Origin of the sequence: Listeria sp. LM90SB2 (assembly GCF_028867355.1) — a bacterium.
GTDB lineage: Bacteria > Bacillota > Bacilli > Lactobacillales > Listeriaceae > Listeria > Listeria monocytogenes_B.
Genome location: NZ_CP046449.1, coordinates 1,425,043 through 1,441,735, shown reverse-complemented (window position 1 = coordinate 1,441,735; position 16,693 = coordinate 1,425,043). Strand labels below are relative to the sequence as shown.

Below are 16,693 nucleotides of genomic sequence, written 5' to 3'. Positions count from 1 at the left end.
TGCTATGAAAGAAGTAGTTATAATAGATGCAGTTAGAACACCAATTGGAAAATTTGGTGGTAGTTTGAAAGACATCAGTGCAGTAGACCTTGGCGCTACCGCTCTAAAAGGTGTTTTAGAAAGAGCCAATATTGCTCCAGAACGGGTGGATCAAGTGATTTTTGGTAATGTATTACAAGCTGGACTTGGCCAAAATGTAGCTAGACAAATCGCTATTAAAGCAGGAATTCCTTATAAAGTACCCGGAGTCACAATCAATGAAGTTTGTGGATCTGGCTTAAAATCGGTTATGCTTGGTAGGCAAGCAATTCAGCTAGGGGAGGCTGACATCGTAGCCGTTGGTGGGACCGAAAATATGTCCCAAGCACCACTTTTACTTAATCCCGAGCTAGCTGGCGAAGAAATCGATCCAAAAAAACTAAGAAATAGCATGTTAATTGATGGTTTAACAGATGTTTACGGCGAGTATCACATGGGAATTACTGCAGAAAATGTTGCAGAGAAATTCTCCGTAACCAGAGAAGAACAAGATGAATTTGCCCATAACTCACAAATGAAGGCCGCGAATGCACAAGAAAAAAACCTTTTTGAAGAGGAAATTATTCCTGTAAAGCTTCCAGACGGTTCATTTTTTGAAGCCGATGAAACGATTCGCGCGAATTCAACTCTAGAAAAATTAGCTACTTTGAAAAGCGTATTCAAAGAAGGTGGAACGGTTACAGCCGGCAATGCTTCCGGTATCAATGATGGAGCTTCCGCAATTATTTTAATGTCGAAAGAAAAGGCAGTCGCGGAAAACATTCCTTATATCGCAACAATCAAAGTAACCTCTGAAGTTGGTGTCGATCCAGCACTTATGGGTTACGCGCCATACTATGCAGTAAATGAAGCTTTAACTAAAGGTGGATATTCTATCGATGACATTGATTTATTCCATTTAAACGAAGCTTTTGCATCGCAGTCAGTTGCAGTGGCTCGTGATTTAAAAATTCCAGAAGAGAAACTTAATATTTACGGTGGAGCAATTGCACTAGGCCATCCAATTGGAGCTTCTGGTGCACGCATTATTGCCTCATTGTTAAATGAGTTAAAACATGAAAATAAGCACATCGGTGTCGCTTCCTTGTGTGTTGGTGGTGGTATTGGTATTGCAATTATCCTTGAAAAAGCTTGATAGTAGTACATTTAATGTTAGTAAAAAGCTAAAATCAGCTAATAGTTGATTTTAGCTTTTTATGATTTCGTTTTTGTCTTTTTTGTGAACAAACCGCCAATTTGTTTTGTGAAACTTCTTACAAAAACAAGTATTTGTACGGTTTTGGTGCTAGAATGTAATTATTCTAACAAGCAGGAGGACATTTTGAAGCACACTAAAAAAATTACATTTAGCTTTATTATATTTATGACAATTCTAAGTATCACTTTTAATCCTTTTTCAGCCAAAGCAGCACCTTTAATGCTTAATTTACCTGAACCACAAGTGGATCAACTCTATATTGGAGATGACTATATTACCGGAAAATTACAACAAGAAGTACCTATGCATTATCCCGGCAATGCAGCCTATGTGCTTTTTAACAATAAACAATATAATATCACCGACTATACGGTTGAAAATGACGTGAATTTCCGTCTAAAATTACCTAAAACGCTGGAAGCTGGAGACACACTAAACTATTTTACCATAACTGGTAACGTACTTGATCCAGTTGCTTATCCTGGACAAGAATCATACAAATTAGCCGGACCTTTCACTCCAATTGAAAAGGCAAATATACAAGTTAATTATGTTGACGAAACAAACCAAACACTTGCAACGTCCGACACATTATCCGGAAAACTCGGTGAAACTTATACAACATCTCCAAAAGCAATTGATGGCTACCAAGTAAAAGAAACACCAACAAACGCAACAGGCACCTACACAACAAACACTGAAACAATACAAGTGAATTACGTATATGAAAAAACAGCAGTAGAAGGGGCAAACGTATCTGTAGAATATATAGATGAAGCAACTAATGAATCTATCGCCCCAACCGAAACACTTTCTGGAAAAATAGGCGCGACTTTCCAAGCAGAAGTAAAAGAACTCGACGGCTACGAATTAAGCCAAGTGCCATCAAATCAATCAGGAACATACACCGACCAACCACAATCCGTTATTTTCAAATATAAAAAAATAACAACGCCTGTTGAAGTCGCAAAAGATGTAACTGTAACGTATAAAGACACTAAAGGAAATCAACTTGCTGATCCAGTTATTTTAAAAGGTGACATCGGATCAACTTTCGAAACAGAAGCAAAATCTTTTAAAGGCTATAAATTAACTAAAACACCAAGTAACCACATTGGCTCATTTACGAGTGATAGTCAAGAAGTTGATTATGTATATAGTAAAGATAGCTCGATTATCACACCGCCAGTTGACCCAGTTGACCCAGATAAACCAATTGTAATTAATCCTGTAAAACCAGTCAATCCAGCCACACCAACTGTACCAAACAAAAACATTCCAAAAAAGAAAATCACTAAAACTGTAAACCAAACAGATAAAACAACTACAGCTTCCGAGTTACCAAAAACAGGTGACAGCGAAAATAATTTACCATTAATTATCGGTGTTAGTTTGTTAATCAGCGGAGTTTATATCTTCACTACAAGAAGAAAACGAGTGAAATAAGTTTTACTTAGCCTTAATCATGATTATGATTAAGGCTTTTGTAATTAAATAGTTTTGTTTTAAGCAATTCTTAGTAAGTATTGATAATAACTTTTTTGAAAGTGAGAGGAGGCAATGATTTTCCTCTTACTTAATCTTAAATTTTCTAGTTTACATAATATATATTATAGGAAGTAATACATATTATTGCAAACAACCAATAAACACTTATCCCAAGCATTCATTGGCTATTTATCAGCAATAACTCTTCAATTTCTTATAACTATCAATTACAAACAGCTCTTTATCATACACATTATCCAATAATTCTTTCGTTTGTTTTCCAGAACGCTTATTATACTTTAAAGCATACAGCAAAAATGATAAATTTAATTTTTCGTCACAGCCTTCAGTTACATCTGGTCGCGCATTCGTCATGTATTTAAATCTTCTTTTAACTATATTTGCTACACACAGAAACAATGGAATTTTTATCCAAATGACTAAATCTGCATGTTCGAGTCTTTTCTCCAAATTAAAGAAATAATCACCATCTATAATATACTTTTTTTCAGAACGCAGAATTCCGTTCACTTTATCCTCGAAATCCGCTTTTTCAACTGCATTCCAATTCTCCAGCCAAAAAAGCTTATCTAAATGACAGACTTCAAAATCATAACATTTTCCAAGTTTTGCAGCAAAAGTTGACTTACCAGCGCCGTTAGGACCAATTATTAATACTTTTTTCTTGTTAGATAATACAGATTGCAATTCATTTTGTTTATTCATTTACGCGCTCCTTATCTAAGTATGGCTAATCTAACGCATTTAAAGTTCGGTTTCAAGAGAATCATCCGCTACATACTCCAAAATATCACCTGGTTGGCAGTTTAAGACTCTACATATTTCATTTAGAGTAGAAAAACGAATGGCGCTTACTTTACCAGTTTTTATTTTGGATAAGTTTACATTTGCTACACCAACTTCTTGGGATAACTGGTTTAAAGACATTTTACGGTCGGCCATTACTCGATCTAGCCTCAATACAATTGCCATTGTTTTTTCGCTCCAATCATAAAGTTTCGTCGGATTCTTTTTGCAAAGATGCTCCATAACGAAATATTTCAGTTAAACAATAAAAAATAATTGCAAAGAAAAATGACATATTCAAACCAAAAGTAATGCTATAACCCGGTATGAGTACTGTATGTAAAACAGAATACATAATTTGCGGTGCTAGCGAATAGACAAGCAATATCCCTGCAATTCTCCGCAATCTGTTAACAGTAAGATCGCTAAAAGGCATAAACTCAGCAGCTAAATCTTTAAAAATCATACTTGCGGTCCATAGTAGCAATGCTATTAAAACACTAGAAAAAGCAGCTATAACTACTAAAATCCATTCCTCAATTTGATTATATTGTTGATTTTCCACACCAGAAAAAAATTCTGTTTGAAAATAAAATACAGTATCTGATTCTAATTTATTCATCATAATATTTTTACTACTAAAAAACTTCATTAAAACAACTATTATAGCCATTATTACCGAACTGATCGATAAAATTTTAAGTGCAATATGTAGAAAATAACTTACTTTTTGTAATCGTTTTAATTTCATAATAATCGCTCCCTTTTTTCTAGATTATACCTAAAAGAAAGATAAAATGTCAATAATTTTTAACGATAATCATTAAATAATTAACTTTTAGCATAAAAAAGACTGAGCCGGATTACTCAGTCTCTTTATTATTTTATTCACTTTCTATAGAAGTAGATTGTTGTAAGGTAAAATGTGATGGTTTTAGTTTAATAAATAGTAATCCCATGCCTGCCAAACAAATGACGCTCGCTACGATAAATGGCATTTTCATACCAAGCGCTTCGCTGAGTAACCCAGAACAAAGTGGCGCAAACGCAGCGCCTAACCAACGCACAAAATTATATGCTCCACTAGTCACACTTCTTGCATACGGTGAATGTTCCATAACAGTGGTTGTAAATAGTGCGTTATTGATTCCTAAAATCAAGCCAGAAATAACAATCAAACCTATATCTACAGCTATATTATCAATAAATCCAAGTAATGCTAAGATAACAGCACATGCCAGTAAAGATCCTTTTAAGATTTGTTTGCTATTAAAACGAAACTCCAACGCATGTGAAATTTTTGCCGAACCCAACGCCAAACATAATCCCCAAGCAAAAAATACAAAACCAATTTGAATTGCTGATAATCCAAGAATAAGTGGCGAATAAGCTAAAATTGTAAAGAAACAATAATAATAAAACATTCCACTAAAAGCGATTTGTAAAAATGGTCGATATTTGAATAAATGGAGCATTTGCTTGATAGCAACCTCATTTTTCTCTGTAGGTGCTGGTGCGACTTTCTTCGGTTCTTTTACTTTAAATAAAATAAGTAAAAATGCGATAAAAATTAGACAAGCTGTCGCAAAAAATGGATAGCGCCAAGAAATATTACCTAGAATACCTCCTAGTAGTGGTCCAAATGCCATCCCAAGGCCCATGGAAGCTTCGTAAATCCCAATTGCATGTCCTGGTGTCTCTGATAAAGCAATAAGCATTGTCATCGCAGTAGCCATGAACATAGAGTTACCAAAACCCCAACCAGCCCGAAAAATAGATAAAGCACCAATTGTATCAGATAAACCACATAATAATGCAAAAATAGTAACAATAAATAGTCCGATAACGATTAACTTTTTATCTCCAAGCTTTCCGGCAACAATACCAATCGGAATCATCATAATCGCCATAGTAAAAATATAAGCGGTGAATAACATTTCTACTTGCGAGTGAGATGCCCCAATACTTTCTGCAATAGAAGGTAAAAGTGGATCAACAACCCCTATTCCCATAAACGCAAGCAAACTAGCTGCTGCTGTTATCCATTTCCCCGTATTCATTTCCTTGTCTGTCATCATAATACAACTACACTTCCCTTTCTAAATAAAACTCAATTATTATATTACGCTTGATAAATACTAATGTCAATATTTACATATATAATTTATTACATATATAACCATTTTACTTATTAGTGTTTATCGCTTACAATAAGATTAAATAGAAATTTAGAGGTGCTATTGTATGATACCAAATGTCTTAGAATATACGTTATTACAAATGATTGCTCGTGAAGCATCTAGTGGTTATGAACTCGCAAACAGGCTTCGAATTATGCAAAATACACATCATAGCCAAATTTATCCTTCTTTATCTAAGTTAGAAAAAGCAGGTTTTTTAGTTGTCCATAAGCATTCCCAAGATAAAAAGCCTGATAAAAAAGTCTATACTATCACACAAACCGGCTTAGACTCCCTGCTTGAATGGTCTGAAACACCACTTAAAATCCCTGTCACACGAGATGAATTTACAACAAAAGTACAGCTTGACTGGCTAAACAATGCCAGAACCAAAGGGCTTATTCAAGAAAGAGAAAGCTATTTAAAAGAGCAATTAGGTTTAATTGAAGAAACACTGGATCATTTCGCTAAATTATTTGACCTAAAAACCAAACAAGACAAGCTAAAAAACATGTCTTATCAAGTCTATGCAAGACGATTAGATTTGATTCAAACCGAATTAAAATGGTGTGAGGAAATGTATAAAATACTATAAAAAACCGGCGAATACTAAGTTCGCCGGTTTTTACTATTTATAACTACTAGTTTCTAAGATTTTATTGGCAAGTGCTACCACTTCTTCTTCTGGCGCCTCGATTCCTTCTAACGGATAACGAATGCCCATTTCTTTCCATTTGTAAACACCCATTGTATGGTATGGAAGCACATCCACTTGTTTTACGTTTGGAAGAGTTTGAATGAATTCGTGGAGCTTTGTTAAATCTTCTGGATCATCTGTCTTGGTTGGAATTAGTACATGTCTAATCCAAATTGGTTGCTCTTTGTCACGTAAATAATGAGCAAAATCGATTATTGGTGCATTAGATTTCGTTGTCAGTTTTAAATGCTTTTCTGGGTTGATTTGCTTAATATCCAGTAAAATTAAATCCGTTACTTCCATCAAACGATCCAATTTCTCAATAAACTCCGGATCACGTGTGAAACAACCACCACAAGAATCAATAGTTGTGTGCACTCCTGCTGCTTTACATAGCGTGAAAAACTCGATTAGGAAATCTACTTGAAGCAACGGTTCACCGCCACTAACTGTCACGCCGCCACCTGATGCATCCCAAAACTCTTTATACTTAATTGCTTCGTCAAATACATCTTGGGCAGAACGTTCTGTGCCAGTACCAATTTTCCAAGTATCGGGATTATGACAAAATTGGCAACGAAGTAAACACCCCTGCATAAAAACAATAAAGCGGATACCTGGACCGTCTACTGTTCCCATTGTTTCTACTGAATGAACTCTTCCTAAAACCTCTGTCATAATTCTCCTCTTCCTTTCCTAAATAACAAGGATTGCTACGGTGAGCAATCCTTGCCAAAGCGTTCTCGCCTAATTATTACATGGATTCGTGCATTGTACGGTGAATAACATCTAATTGTTGTTCACGTGTTAATTTGATGAAGTTAACTGCATATCCAGATACACGGATAGTTAATTGCGGATACTCTTCTGGATGATCCATCGCATCAAGTAATGTATCACGATTGAATACGTTGATGTTTAAGTGATGTCCCATTTTTGTAGAATAACCATCTAGCATTGCAACTAAGTTATTGATTTGAGATTCGTCTTCGCGACCTAAAGCTTTTGGTACGATAGAGAATGTGTTAGAAATACCATCTTGACCATATTCGTAAGGAAGTTTAGCAACAGAAGATAGAGAAGCTAAAGCACCTTTTGTATCACGGCCATGCATTGGGTTCGCACCTGGTGCAAATGGTTCTCCTGCACGACGTCCGTCTGGAGTGTTACCAGTTTTCTTACCATAAACCACGTTAGAAGTGATTGTAAGAACAGAAGTTGTGTGAACTGCATCACGGTAAGTTTTATGTTTTCTAACTTTAGTCATGAATGTTTTTAGAAGTTCTACAGCAATTTCGTCTACACGGTCATCATTATTTCCGTATTTAGGATAGTCGCCTTCGATTTCATAATCAACCACGATGCCATCTTCGTCACGAATTGGACGAACAGTAGCATATTTAATAGCAGATAAGGAGTCAGCTGCAACAGAAAGTCCAGCGATACCAGTTGCCATAGTACGTAATACTTCTGTATCATGTAAAGCCATTTCGATACGTTCGTAAGCGTATTTATCATGCATATAGTGAATAACATTTAATGTATTAAGGTAAAGTTCTGCAATCCATTCCATCATTGCATCATATTTTTCCATTACTTCTTTGTAGTCTAATACGTCGCCTTCAACTGGACGATAAGCAGGTCCAACTTGTGCTTTAGATTTTTCATCGATACCACCATTGATTGCGTAAAGAAGTGTTTTAGCAAGGTTGGCACGAGCACCAAAGAATTGCATTTGTTTACCAACGCGCATTGCAGATACACAACATGCGATTGCATAGTCATCTCCCCATTTAGGGCGCATAACATCGTCATTTTCGTATTGAATAGCAGATGTTTTGATAGACATTTTAGCACAGAATTTCTTGAATCCTGATGGTAAATGAGTGGACCAAAGTACAGTTAAGTTTGGTTCTGGAGCAGGTCCTAAGTTATCTAAAGTGTGTAAGAAACGGAATGAGTTTTTCGTTACAAGTGGAACGCCTTCTTCTGTAATACCACCGATGGATTCAGTAACCCATGTTGGATCTCCAGAGAATAATTCATTGTAATCTGGTGTACGAGCAAATTTTACAAGGCGTAATTTCATGATGAAGTGGTCAACGATTTCTTGCGCTTCTTCTTCAGTAATTAAGCCGTTACGAAGATCACGTTCTACATAAATATCAAGGAATGTAGATGTACGTCCTAAGCTCATTGCAGCACCATTTTGTTCTTTAATTGCTGCTAAGTAACCAAGGTATAACCATTGGAAAGCTTCTTGTGCAGTTTTAGCTGGGCGACCAAGATCGAAACCATGTTTTTCGCCTAGTACTTTTAATTCGCCAAGAGCACGAATTTGTTCGTTAAGTTCTTCACGTTGACGGATAACGTCATCGCTCATTGTACGTAAACCTGTATTGTTTAAATCTTGTTTCTTTTGTTTAATTAAGAAGTCTACTCCGTAAAGTGCTACACGACGGTAGTCACCGATAATACGGCCACGGCCATAAGCATCTGGAAGACCAGTAATTACGCCTGATTTACGAGCTGCGCGCATTTCAGCAGTATAAGCATCAAATACACCTTGGTTATGCGTTTTACGGTATTCAGAAAAAATATGACTAATTTCTTCGTCTACTTTAAAGCCATAAGATTCAGCTGCAACTTCTGCCATACGGATTCCACCGAATGGTTGCAAAGCGCGTTTGAAAGGTACGTCAGTTTGAACACCGACAACTTTTTCTAAGTCTTTGTTTAAGTAACCTGGGTCATGTGAAGTGATGGTTGAAACGATTTTGGTATCCATATCCAGTACGCCACCGTTTTCACGTTCTTTTTTAGTTAAGTCCATTACTTGATCCCAAAGTTTTGTAGTTGCTTCGGTTGGGCCAACTAAGAATGTGTCGTCACCGTCATATAAGCGATAGTTTTTTAAGATAAAGTCACGTACATCTACTTCTTGTTGCCAGTTACCACCTGCGAATTCATACCATTGTTCAGTCATCATATAACCTCCATTTATTGTTCATTCTCGAGCGTGCTTTTTTGAGCAAACTAATTTATAAATAATCTACACTGTTATCATAACATATTCTCTGGAAAATGCTACAGTTTTGTGCAATATTTTTCAAACTTTTTTATGACTTTTTTGTGTCTTTTAAACTTAAAAAGCTTAAAATTACCTTTAAATAGCCATTTCCCTAATTTATTATGATTCTAATTTTGTTTTTATTTTAATTATTAATTTTTGCTGTACCACTCCAACTCCCCTTACCTGTTATGGTACAGTTTAAAGGTGGCTATTTTATATAGAACAGTTAGAAACCGCTTAAAACGTTGTCTAGCAATGTTCCACGGGTAAATATAGCGTTTTCATTGTTTTTCATAAGAACAGCTAAGTCGTTATTGCTACACGACTTAGCTGTTTATTTACCATAAATGTTTATTGGATGTTGTAACTGCGATGGCCCCGCTAGCTATTACTTGATTGACTTGTTCACTAGTTTCAATTAATCCTCCTGCAATTACAGGGATATGAAGTTTTTGAGTCATCTTTTGTACTTGCTCAGGAATAATACCTGGTAAAAGTTCAATACAATCAGGTTGGACTTTTTGTATCAATGCTACACCTTTGTTATAGGCGCTTGAATCAATCATGAAAAGACGTTGTATGGCTAGCATTTTGTGCTGTTTAGCTTTCATAATGGCATTTCCTCTAGTCGAAATAATACCATCAGGACAAATTTCTGTACATAAAAAGTCTATTGCGTAGTCGTCATTTTTCAGTCCATTGACTAAATCGGCATGTAATAAAACTTTTTTCCCGCCGGCTTGTGCGTATTTGACTAATGCTTTTAATTGAGCCACATGTGTTTCCAGCATCACCATATATGTCAAATCAAGCTCTAAAATTTTTTCCATATCTTTTTGATTATGTGCAGCTGGGATGATTGATTGATTGGAAAATGGTAACTCCAAATTATTTCCTCCTCTTTTACATCACACGTTTAAACATTTTTTCTAGTTCATATGTTGAGTATTGGATAATCACCGGACGTCCATGAGGACAAGTGAATGGATCGCTTGCTTCTCTCAGTGTATCGAGTAATGCTTCCATGTCTTGCGTTGTTAAATAGTGATTTGCTTTAATTGATTTTTTACAACTCATCATAATAGCTGTGTCTTCCCTTAATTTATGAATACTTATGCTTGGAGCGGATAACGCTTCATCAATAATTTCCCGAAGCATCTCCTCTTCTTGGTCTTTCGGGAACCAAGTTGGATGCGCACGAATGATAAAACTATTTTGCCCGAAGTTCTCTAGGAAAACGCCGACCTCTTCTAATTTAGCTTTTTGTTCTTCTAAACGAACATACTCATCCGCTGGAAATTCAAGCACAATAGGAACAAGTAATTCTTGCAACTCGCGACTAACTTCTCCAATTTTCTCACGATAAAATTCGTATTTAATCCGTTCCTGTGCTGCATGTTGATCAATGATATATAAGCCATTTTCATTTTGCGCAAAAATATAAGTTGCATGCATTTGACCAATTGGATACATTTTAGGAATACGTTCTTTCGTATGCTCTTCTTGCTCCGCTTGAGATTCTGGTTCATAGGACGGCATTGTTTCCAAAATAAAATCATCTTCTCGTGGAGCATCCTCATCTGAAGGGACATATTCCGGGATAGTTGGTTTTGAAAAAAGAGTTGGTGTTTCTTTTACGGGTTTATTTTCTTCAAAAGACATTTGGATTTGTTCCGATTTTTGGTCTTCTTTTTGTTTTTTAGAAATCTCTCCATCTGGAATTAGTTGCAATTTGTGGAAAGTCTCTTTAATCATTTGACTAATTAGTTGTCCTAATTCTTTTTCTTTACTTAAGCGGACTTCTAATTTAGCAGGATGAACGTTTACATCTACAATAATTGGGTCCATCTCGATTTGGAGAACGATAATCGGGAAACGGCCAATTGGTAAGAGCGTGTGATATCCTTCTTGAATAGCTTTTACTAATGCGAAATTTTTAATAAAACGACCGTTAATGATGGTCGAAATATAATTACGGTTAGAGCGGTTCACTTCTGGTAATACAGCATATCCAGAAATTTTAAAATCAAGTGACTCTGCTTTAACTGGTACTGATTTTTTTGCAATCGAAACACCGTAAATTGCTGCAATTACTTGGCGTAACTCCCCATTCCCATTGGTTTGTAATAAAGGTTTTCCGTTGTGTGAAAAGCGGAAACTGATATCTGGATGCGCCAAAGCTAAGCGATTTAGAATATCGGTTATGTTACCAAGTTCGGTTGGTAAACTTTTTAAATATTTTAGGCGTGCTGGCGTATTAAAGAACAACTGGGATACTTCGATTTGTGTTCCTTTTCTAGCATGCCCGCTTTTTTGTTCGATTATTTTCCCGCCTTCTAAAGAAATGGTCGTTCCTTTTGCTTCGCCAGTGGAAGTTTCCATCTCTAAATGGGACACAGAGGCAATACTTGGAAGTGCCTCACCGCGGAATCCTAGTGTATGCACACGGAATAAATCTGCTTCGTTTTTGATTTTGCTTGTGGCGTGACGTAAAAAAGCTGTTGCGACATCTTCTTCTTCAATGCCACTACCGTTATCAATAATGGTAATTTTATTTAATCCCGCTTCTTCCACTAAAATATCTATGACGGTGCTCCCTGCATCAATTGCATTTTCTACTAATTCTTTAACGACTGAAGCAGGGCGTTCTACTACTTCTCCGGCAGCAATTTTATTGGATAGAGCATCGGTTAATTCGACAATATGTTTAGCCATTTAAAACCCGCCTTTCTTTTTAATGGATTTTACTTTGAAGTTCGTATAATTTATTCATCGCGTCCATTGGTGTCATCTGCATAATGTTCATGGAGGCAATTTCTTTTAGTAGTTTTGTTTCTTTAGAAGATGCTTTCTTTTCTGGCTCCACTGGGAACATCGACAGTTGCACTTCTTCGTGAACTTCTTCTGGCTGCTTCACGCTAGCGATAATGATTTTCTTATCGTCATTTTCCAGTTGTTCTAAAATACGGCTCGCTCGTTCAATAAGTGATTTTGGTAATTCTGCTAGCTCAGCGACATGAATACCATAACTTTTGTCTGCTGGGCCTTCTTTAATTTTATGAAGGAAAACTACTTTGCCATTTTCTTCTACAGCACTAACGTGAATATTTTGTAACCCACTCAGTTCTTTCTCCAAATCAGTTAATTCATGATAATGGGTGGAGAAAAGTGTTTTAGCATGGACATTTTCATGGATATATTCAATGATTGCTTGAGCAAGCGCCATTCCGTCGTAAGTAGCTGTTCCACGACCAATTTCATCAAATAAAATTAAACTATCTTTCGTTGCGTGAACAATGGCATTTCTAGCTTCTAACATTTCTACCATAAATGTACTTTGACCGGCAATTAGATCATCTGCTGCGCCAATTCTCGTGAAAATTTGGTCAAAAATTGGTAATATCGCTTCTTCTGCAGGAACAAAACAACCAACTTGCGCGCAGATTGCTGTTAAGGCTACTTGGCGCATATAAGTGCTTTTACCTGACATATTAGGACCAGTTATAAGTAAAATTTCCCGATTTTCATCTAAATCACAGTCATTTGCTACATAGCTCTGGGCACCCATTACTTTTTCTACAACGGGATGACGACCTTGTTTTACGTGCAGGGAACCGTCTTCGCTTAATGTCGGACGAATGAAATGGTTTTTCTCGCTAATATCCGCAAAACTTTGCAGGCAATCGATTTCACTAACAGATTTGGCTAATTTTTGCAGACGTTCTATGTAGTCTTTTACCATTTCTCGTACTTCAGAAAATAATTGGTACTCTAATTCCATGCTTTTTTCTTCTGCATCTAAAATGAGTTTTTCTTTTTCTTTTAGTTCAGGCGTGATATAACGTTCGGCATTTGTTAGTGTCTGTTTGCGCTCATAGCGGCCTTCTGGGAGCAGATGCGTGTTTGCACGTGTAACTTCAATATAATAGCCGAATACTCGATTAAATCCTACCTTCATCGTTTTAATACCCGTTAGTTCACGTTCTTTACGTTCTAATTCTGCAATCCACGTTTTTCCATTGCGGCTTGCATCGCGGTACGTATCTAACTGGCTATTATAACCATCTTTAATAATCCCGCCTTCCCGAATGGAAATCGGTGCAGAATCCATGATTGCTTCTTCTAATTTTTCGGTTAGTTCTTCACATGGATCTAATTGGTTGGCAAGTTCGGTGAGACTCTCGCTACTCATTGACAACAGTGTCGCGCGAATACGAGGGATCTGATATAACGAATTACGCAATTGAATTAAGTCTCGTGCATTCACATTGCCGTATGCAACTCGACCAGCAAGGCGTTCTAAATCGTAGACGTTTTTCAAGTTTTCTACTAACTCTAGGCGTTCGAAAAAGTGTGCCATTAATTCGCTAACATCATTTTGTCGATCAATGATTTTTTTTCGATCTATTAACGGACGATCAATCCATTGTTTGAGCATTCTTCCGCCCATAGCAGTTTGGGTATTATCTAGAAGCCAAAGTAACGTACCTTGACGACCTTTACCACGAATCGACTCTGCTAATTCTAAATTACGTTTGGAATAGTAGTCCATCTTCATATAATTGCTCGTTTCGTAATGGACAGCTTGTTGTAAATGCCCTAAATCCCGCTTTTGCGTTTCTTTTAAATAATGGAGTAACTTACCAATGGCACGTTTTTCGGATAATGACATGTGGCGGGTTACTAATTTCTCGTTTTCGACAGGAATCGTATCTTCTTCGTGTACAGAAAAAGTTAAACCTAGTTGCTCCTTCATGACATCTGAAAGCACTTCTTTTTCCGAGGAAGAAACAATCAATTCTCTTGTTGAAAGTGTCGTTAGTTCATTAATCAAACGATCTTCGCTAGCTTCAATTACGGTTGATTTTAATTCACCTGTTGATAAATCAGAATAAGCAAAGCCGTACTCTTTGGCTTCATAGCAATAAAGGGAGGCGATATAGTTATTTTCTTTTGCTTTTAAGCCGCGTTCGTCCATAACGGTTCCTGGTGAAATTAACTGCACTACTTCTCGCTTTACCATGCCTTTGGTTGTTTTAGGATCCTCGACTTGCTCACATATCGCAACTTTATAGCCTTTTTCAATTAATGTATCAATATAGCCGCTCGCTGAATGGTATGGAACTCCGCACATTGGGATTTTCTCTTTTGTCCCACCTTCACGACCAGTTAATGTAATTTCTAAAATTTGAGAAGCGTTCAGTGCATCCTCAAAAAACATTTCATAAAAATCTCCTAAACGGAAAAATAAGAAAGCATCTTGATATTTGTCTTTGATTTCCAAGTACTGCTTAATCATTGGTGTATATTCTGTCATTATCTCATCATCCCTTACTTCTTTTTCATCCTCTCATTATAGCATAAAGTTTCATTTCCCTGCGACCGCAAAAGGAAAAAAACTGCCGATGTTTTGGCAGTTTTAAGTGGTTAATTTTCTTTTTCAAGCTCTGTAGTTACTTTTGTTGTGATTTCTGTTGTAATTGATTGTAAAAGATCATTGGCGTCTTCTTGGGCACGTCTAAATTCTGTTACAATCGGAAGTGAATCAATATCTGCGCGAACGTTATCAATTTGATTCTCCGTCTGTTTCATCGCTTCAAGTTTTTGATAATGCTCTAAATTTACTGCTTCTTTTTGAAGTAATTTTATTTTAGAAACCTTCGCTGCTACTTTGGAGTTCGCATTGATTCTTTCCTCGGCAAGGCGGTAAAACGATACTTCTTCCGTTTGTTGAAGCGCATCACGAAGTTCGGTAGCTTTTTTCATGATTTCGTCTTTTGAAACTGTCACAATTTCATCTCCATTCTTAATCAAAGGAAAATGGGTGGTCTTCATTGATGAGAATTCGGTCAATTTTTTGTGCTTTTCCAGTATTTTCGTCAAGTGTGATTAAACAGCCCGACAAGACTGCTCGACCAGTTTTAGGAACTTCGAACCTAGTTGGTAAAGCTGTTTTAAATCGACGGATAACAGCTTCCTTTTCCATACCAAGGATAGCATCGTATGGACCAGTCATACCAGTATCCGTCAGATAGGCTGTTCCTTCTGGAAGAATGCGGTTATCCGAAGTTTGCACATGAGTATGCGTGCCAACAACAGCCGTAACACGACCATCTAAATACCAACCCATTGCTTCTTTTTCACTAGTAGTTTCTGCATGAAAATCCACAAAAATAATATTAGTGCGTTTCTTTGCTTCTTCTATCAAAGTGTCCATTTTGCGGAATGGATCGTCTAAATCTGCTAGAAAAGTCCGACCTTGCATGTTGATAACGGCAATTTCATGCTGATTGCTTTTCACAAAAACCATTCCCGTACCAGGTGTAGTATCATCTGGAAAGTTTGCTGGGCGCACTAAATACTTAGCGTCATCGATAAATTCAAAAATATCACGATTATCCCATGTATGGTTCCCAAGTGTTACAGCATTGGCACCAAGCTCCAGAAAATCTTTATAAATTTTCTCTGTAATCCCACGGCCACTTGCTGCATTTTCACCGTTAATCACCGTGATAGTAGGTTTATATTTTTTCTTTAATTGTGGTAAATATTCTGTTATGGCATCGCGGCCGATAGAACCGACAACATCACCGATAAATAGTATTTTCATTTTGTTTATTCTCCGTTTCTATTACTTCTACGTTCTAATAGTGCAACATCCCGAAAAACGCCATTCATTTCGCCTAATTTTTCGTGGACGCATAAAGTTTGGAATCCATATGTATGATGAAGCGCAATGCTAGCTTTATTTTCTGGAAAAATCAAAGATTGCAATGTCCAAAAACCATTCTGCTCGCTTGTCTGGATAATTTCATGCATAAGTGCTTTTCCAATGCCTTTTCCACGGGCACTTTTTGCTATATAAATACTTAATTCAGCTACTCCTCGATAAGCATGCATGCTAGAAAATGGTAACAGCGCTGCCCAGCCAATCACTTTGCCGTTCATAAGGACAACCAATCGACAAGTGTTTAAGTACTTTTCATCAAACGCTTCTATAGATAGTGTCTTCTCTTGAAAAGTAGCGTTTCCTGTTTCAATGCCCTCTTGATGGACTGCAGCTACTCCCGGATAGTGCTCTTCTATCATAGGCAAAATTTTCCACTCACTCAAAAACTCCGCCTCCCTTTTTCGTTTATCCATTAATTATACCGTTCTTACTCGACCTAGGCAACCGATTAAAAAAAGATACACCGCAAAATAAATTTGCG

General features: G+C 36.7%; 15 protein-coding genes. 3 read left to right on the top strand and 12 right to left on the bottom strand.

What is annotated here, in order from left to right:
• The first annotated feature begins 4 nt into the window (after window positions 1-4).
• Window positions 5-1,174 (top strand): thiolase family protein, encoded by a 1,170-nt coding sequence (locus GL301_RS07180; RefSeq protein WP_003725359.1) that lies wholly within the window; start codon window positions 5-7, stop codon window positions 1,172-1,174.
• 186 nt (window positions 1,175-1,360) lie between these two features.
• Window positions 1,361-2,683: a MucBP domain-containing protein gene (locus GL301_RS07175; RefSeq protein ID WP_003725358.1), complete on the top strand. Its 1,323-nt coding sequence runs from the start codon at window positions 1,361-1,363 to the stop codon at window positions 2,681-2,683.
• A 234-nt stretch (window positions 2,684-2,917) separates the two neighbouring features.
• Here GL301_RS07175 and GL301_RS07170 read toward each other — a convergent pair whose 3' ends face one another.
• From GL301_RS07170 to mdrL, 4 genes are all read right to left on the bottom strand, one after another.
• On the bottom strand, window positions 2,918-3,451 hold the full coding sequence (locus tag GL301_RS07170; protein ID WP_003725357.1) for a P-loop NTPase family protein: 534 nt from the start codon (window positions 3,449-3,451) through the stop codon (window positions 2,918-2,920).
• A gap of 39 nt (window positions 3,452-3,490) precedes the next feature.
• On the bottom strand, window positions 3,491-3,718 hold the full coding sequence (locus GL301_RS07165; protein ID WP_003725356.1) for a helix-turn-helix domain-containing protein: 228 nt from the start codon (window positions 3,716-3,718) through the stop codon (window positions 3,491-3,493).
• Between the two features lie 16 nt (window positions 3,719-3,734).
• Entirely contained in the window at window positions 3,735-4,283 is a 549-nt protein-coding gene (locus GL301_RS07160) for a DUF2975 domain-containing protein (RefSeq protein ID WP_010958898.1), read from the bottom strand.
• A gap of 133 nt (window positions 4,284-4,416) precedes the next feature.
• Window positions 4,417-5,610 carry a multidrug efflux MFS transporter MdrL gene (gene mdrL, locus GL301_RS07155; protein ID WP_003740694.1) on the bottom strand — a complete coding sequence of 398 codons (1,194 nt, stop codon included), beginning with the start codon at window positions 5,608-5,610 and terminating at the stop codon, window positions 4,417-4,419.
• A 166-nt stretch (window positions 5,611-5,776) separates the two neighbouring features.
• Between mdrL and GL301_RS07150 the strand changes: the two genes are divergently transcribed.
• The gene (locus GL301_RS07150) at window positions 5,777-6,307 is read left to right on the top strand and encodes a helix-turn-helix transcriptional regulator (protein WP_003725353.1); all 531 of its coding nucleotides are present in this window, start codon (window positions 5,777-5,779) and stop codon (window positions 6,305-6,307) included.
• 33 nt (window positions 6,308-6,340) lie between these two features.
• Here the strand turns inward: GL301_RS07150 and pflA are convergent, their stop codons facing one another.
• The 8 genes from pflA to GL301_RS07110 form a co-directional block, all read right to left on the bottom strand.
• Entirely contained in the window at window positions 6,341-7,087 is a 747-nt protein-coding gene (pflA, locus tag GL301_RS07145; RefSeq protein ID WP_003721912.1) for a pyruvate formate-lyase-activating protein, read from the bottom strand.
• Window positions 7,088-7,163: 76 nt separating this feature from the next.
• Window positions 7,164-9,395 (bottom strand): formate C-acetyltransferase, encoded by a 2,232-nt coding sequence (pflB, locus tag GL301_RS07140; RefSeq protein ID WP_003725352.1) that lies wholly within the window; start codon window positions 9,393-9,395, stop codon window positions 7,164-7,166.
• Window positions 9,396-9,820: 425 nt separating this feature from the next.
• The gene (locus GL301_RS07135; RefSeq protein ID WP_003725351.1) at window positions 9,821-10,369 is read right to left on the bottom strand and encodes a glycerol-3-phosphate responsive antiterminator; all 549 of its coding nucleotides are present in this window, start codon (window positions 10,367-10,369) and stop codon (window positions 9,821-9,823) included.
• 16 nt (window positions 10,370-10,385) lie between these two features.
• Window positions 10,386-12,197, bottom strand: coding sequence for a DNA mismatch repair endonuclease MutL (mutL, locus tag GL301_RS07130; protein WP_010958897.1), 1,812 nt, complete (start codon window positions 12,195-12,197; stop codon window positions 10,386-10,388).
• Window positions 12,198-12,216: 19 nt separating this feature from the next.
• Complete coding sequence (gene mutS, locus GL301_RS07125) at window positions 12,217-14,799, bottom strand: DNA mismatch repair protein MutS (RefSeq protein WP_010958896.1); 2,583 nt, start codon at window positions 14,797-14,799, stop codon at window positions 12,217-12,219.
• Window positions 14,800-14,909: 110 nt separating this feature from the next.
• Entirely contained in the window at window positions 14,910-15,272 is a 363-nt protein-coding gene (locus tag GL301_RS07120) for a YlbF/YmcA family competence regulator (RefSeq protein WP_003744056.1), read from the bottom strand.
• 16 nt (window positions 15,273-15,288) lie between these two features.
• Complete coding sequence (locus tag GL301_RS07115) at window positions 15,289-16,092, bottom strand: TIGR00282 family metallophosphoesterase (RefSeq protein WP_003721906.1); 804 nt, start codon at window positions 16,090-16,092, stop codon at window positions 15,289-15,291.
• 5 nt (window positions 16,093-16,097) lie between these two features.
• Window positions 16,098-16,595, bottom strand: coding sequence for a GNAT family N-acetyltransferase (locus tag GL301_RS07110; RefSeq protein WP_009918755.1), 498 nt, complete (start codon window positions 16,593-16,595; stop codon window positions 16,098-16,100).
• Window positions 16,596-16,693 lie beyond the last annotated feature (98 nt).

Bases quoted from the DNA above. Each gene is read 5' to 3' on its own strand.
- mutL (WP_010958897.1), bottom strand. From the start codon at position 12,197: ATGGCTAAACATATTGTCGAATTAACCGATGCTCTATCCAATAAAATT.
- GL301_RS07160 (WP_010958898.1), bottom strand. From the start codon at position 4,283: ATGAAATTAAAACGATTACAAAAAGTAAGTTATTTTCTACATATTGCA.
- pflB (WP_003725352.1), bottom strand. From the start codon at position 9,395: ATGACTGAACAATGGTATGAATTCGCAGGTGGTAACTGGCAACAAGAA.
- mdrL (WP_003740694.1), bottom strand. From the start codon at position 5,610: ATGATGACAGACAAGGAAATGAATACGGGGAAATGGATAACAGCAGCA.
- GL301_RS07115 (WP_003721906.1), bottom strand. From the start codon at position 16,092: ATGAAAATACTATTTATCGGTGATGTTGTCGGTTCTATCGGCCGCGAT.
- GL301_RS07170 (WP_003725357.1), bottom strand. From the start codon at position 3,451: ATGAATAAACAAAATGAATTGCAATCTGTATTATCTAACAAGAAAAAA.
- pflA (WP_003721912.1), bottom strand. From the start codon at position 7,087: ATGACAGAGGTTTTAGGAAGAGTTCATTCAGTAGAAACAATGGGAACA.
- GL301_RS07180 (WP_003725359.1), top strand. From the start codon at position 5: ATGAAAGAAGTAGTTATAATAGATGCAGTTAGAACACCAATTGGAAAA.
- GL301_RS07150 (WP_003725353.1), top strand. From the start codon at position 5,777: ATGATACCAAATGTCTTAGAATATACGTTATTACAAATGATTGCTCGT.
- mutS (WP_010958896.1), bottom strand. From the start codon at position 14,799: ATGACAGAATATACACCAATGATTAAGCAGTACTTGGAAATCAAAGAC.
- GL301_RS07165 (WP_003725356.1), bottom strand. From the start codon at position 3,718: ATGGCAATTGTATTGAGGCTAGATCGAGTAATGGCCGACCGTAAAATG.